Source organism: Lamprobacter sp. (assembly GCF_034860625.1).
Lineage (GTDB): Bacteria > Pseudomonadota > Gammaproteobacteria > Chromatiales > Chromatiaceae > Lamprobacter.
This window is the reverse complement of the sequence record NZ_JAYESN010000373.1, coordinates 1-2,275: the sequence shown is the minus strand read 5'-3', so window position 1 is coordinate 2,275 and position 2,275 is coordinate 1. Positions and strand designations below refer to the sequence as shown.

2 protein-coding genes are annotated in these 2,275 nt (G+C 61.8%); one reads left to right on the top strand and one right to left on the bottom strand.

Features of this window, described 5'->3' with window-relative positions:
- Positions 1 to 169: 169 nt before the first annotated feature.
- A complete protein-coding gene (locus tag VBE63_RS27705; protein WP_323686211.1) occupies positions 170 to 808 on the bottom strand; it encodes a class I SAM-dependent methyltransferase in 639 nt (212 codons plus the stop codon).
- A gap of 100 nt (positions 809 to 908) precedes the next feature.
- Between VBE63_RS27705 and VBE63_RS27700 the strand changes: the two genes are divergently transcribed.
- Complete coding sequence (locus VBE63_RS27700; protein WP_323686210.1) at positions 909 to 2,183, top strand: nickel-dependent hydrogenase large subunit; 1,275 nt, start codon at positions 909 to 911, stop codon at positions 2,181 to 2,183.
- Positions 2,184 to 2,275 lie beyond the last annotated feature (92 nt).

The window sequence follows — 2,275 nt, the reverse complement described above, 5'->3', positions numbered from 1 at the left end:
CGTTCTTCGTCGATCAGCGCCTCAGCGGCGATCTCGGTGGGTACGGGATAGACCTTGGATTCCGACATGATGATGAGTCCTCCTCAGGACGGCTCTGGACGATGACAAATGCGGTTTCCGTTCCGCTCGTTGGGTTTGCAGGGTTGGCTGATTGCTTAACCGCAATGGCTTAACCGGGGGAGTCTAAACCCTCAGTCGCAGCGCTGCCAGATGAGCGGTCAGTGCGCTCTGCCCAGGCAACCGTGTAATGGGCGCCTTGCTTGAGCTTGTCGTAGTTGCCGAAGACCTCTTGCAGGTTGCGCTTGATGAAGGCGCGCAGGCCGCTGATGGTGACCAAGTAGAGCTGGCCACCGGGGCGGAGGTGGGCGTGGGCATCGTGCAGCAGGATCGAGAGCAGTTCTTTGCCAACCTTGGCGGGCACATTGCTGGCGATCAGATCGAAGCGGGCCTTGGGCGGTATCTGCTCGAAGCCGTTGCTGAGCAGGCTGCTGGCATTCTTTAGTCCGTTGAGGTCAGCGTTACGCTGGGCAAAGTCGACAGCGACGAAGTCCTTGTCGACCATCAGCGTCCGGCCTTGCGGTGCTAATGCCGCCAGGGTGAGCCCGATCGGGCCATAGCCGCAGCCGAGATCGAGGCAATCGGCATCGGGCTTAAGCTTCAGATGCTGCAGCAGCAGGCGGGTGCCTTCATCGATCTCGCGTGGTGAGAACAGCCCCCAGGTCGATTCGAGCCGAAGCCGTTGTCCACGCAACTCGGCTTCGAGCTGGATTGGTGCGCGGAGCGCTTTCAGTTGGTCTGGAGCAAGCATCTGGCGGCTGGTCGATCAGTAAAAGCCTCTAGTCTACAGGGCTATGTGGCTTAAGCGTTGGCTAGACTAGCGGTTTGGATCATCAACCCAGGGGGTTCTGATGTCCGATCTCGCTGGCCAACTCGAGATCAGCCTCGACCAAGGCAGGGGTGCCGTCGCAATCGGCTCGAGCCGCCCCGTGACGGCCGCGCGCGTCTTCGCCGGCAAGTCGCCCGCAGAGGTGGTGCGCCAACTGCCAATGCTGTACAGCCTCTGTGGCACAGCGCAGGCAGCAGCCTGTGTCGGGGCCTGTGAGCAGGCACTTGGCCGACAGCCGAGCGCCGCCGTCTTGGCCCGGCGCCAGGCTTTGGTCGATGCCGAGACGATCAAGGAGCATCTGTGGCGGTTATTGCTGGACTGGCCAAAGATGCTTGAGATCAAGACAGGGTCAAAGGCCAACACCAACACCAACACTAGAGCATCGAGCTTCACAGCCCCAGTCCCAGCCTCGGTTGCAGCCTCTGCGATGCCACGGGTGATGCGCGCTTATATGAAGCTCCGCCAGGATCAGCGGGCGGCAGCCGACCCCTTCACGCTGGATATGCATCAGGCCGAGCGTGGTGCTGCTGCAGCGATCGATCCAAGCTCCCTGCTGCACTTGGTCGCCGAGCAGGCGCTAGGGACGCTGTCGGACCATTGGTTGATGACAGTCGATAGCCCTGAAGCCTTACAGCGCTGGCTCCAGGAAGCAGAGACGCCAGCCGCTGAGCTGGTGCGCACTCTCCTGCAGCAGGGGCTTACAGGCATGGGTGCGAGCCCGATCGCCTGGCTTCCGGAGTCGCCTTGGCGACAGCTTGCGCAGGCATTGGCGAGCGCCGAGGCTGATGCGTTCATTGCTGCCCCACTCTGGCAGCAGCAATGCGCCGAAACAGGGCCTTTGGCCAGGGTTGCTGCACAACCGCTGATCGCGGCTTTGCTCGCGGAGTATGGCAACGGTTTGCTCACGCGACTGGTCGGGCTTTTGGTCGACTTGGCACAGAGCGCCAGCAGGCTGGAGGCGCGTCTCAGGGCGACAATGGAAGGCGCTGTTGAGGTCAGCTCAGGGTCAATGGAAGCGGTTGCTAGTGGCATCAGCACCGGTGCGGGCATCGGCGTTGGCAGGGTTGAGGCAGCGCGCGGTCTGCTCCTGCACCGTGTCAGTCTTGCCGATGGACGCGTCCAGCAGTACCAGATCCTGGCGCCGACAGAGTGGAATTTTCACCCTCAGGGTGTCGTCGCCCAGGGACTTGCGGCGATCGCCCGTGGCGGCACCAAGGGCGTGGAGTTGGAGCGTTTAGCTCGGCTTTACATTACCGCGGTTGATCCCTGTGTCGACTACCAACTTTCTGTATCCTGATCGCCACTCAGCACTCGTCACACAGACGCCATCGGCGTCGCTCAGCCTAAGTCGGAGCATCGCTTATGTGTCTTGCCATACCCGCCCAGATC

What these genes read in the sequence shown, in the direction of transcription:
- VBE63_RS27700 (WP_323686210.1), top strand. Translation starts at nt 909, where the DNA reads ATGTCCGATCTCGCTGGCCAACTCGAGATCAGCCTCGACCAAGGCAGG.
- VBE63_RS27705 (WP_323686211.1), bottom strand. Translation starts at nt 808, where the DNA reads ATGCTTGCTCCAGACCAACTGAAAGCGCTCCGCGCACCAATCCAGCTC.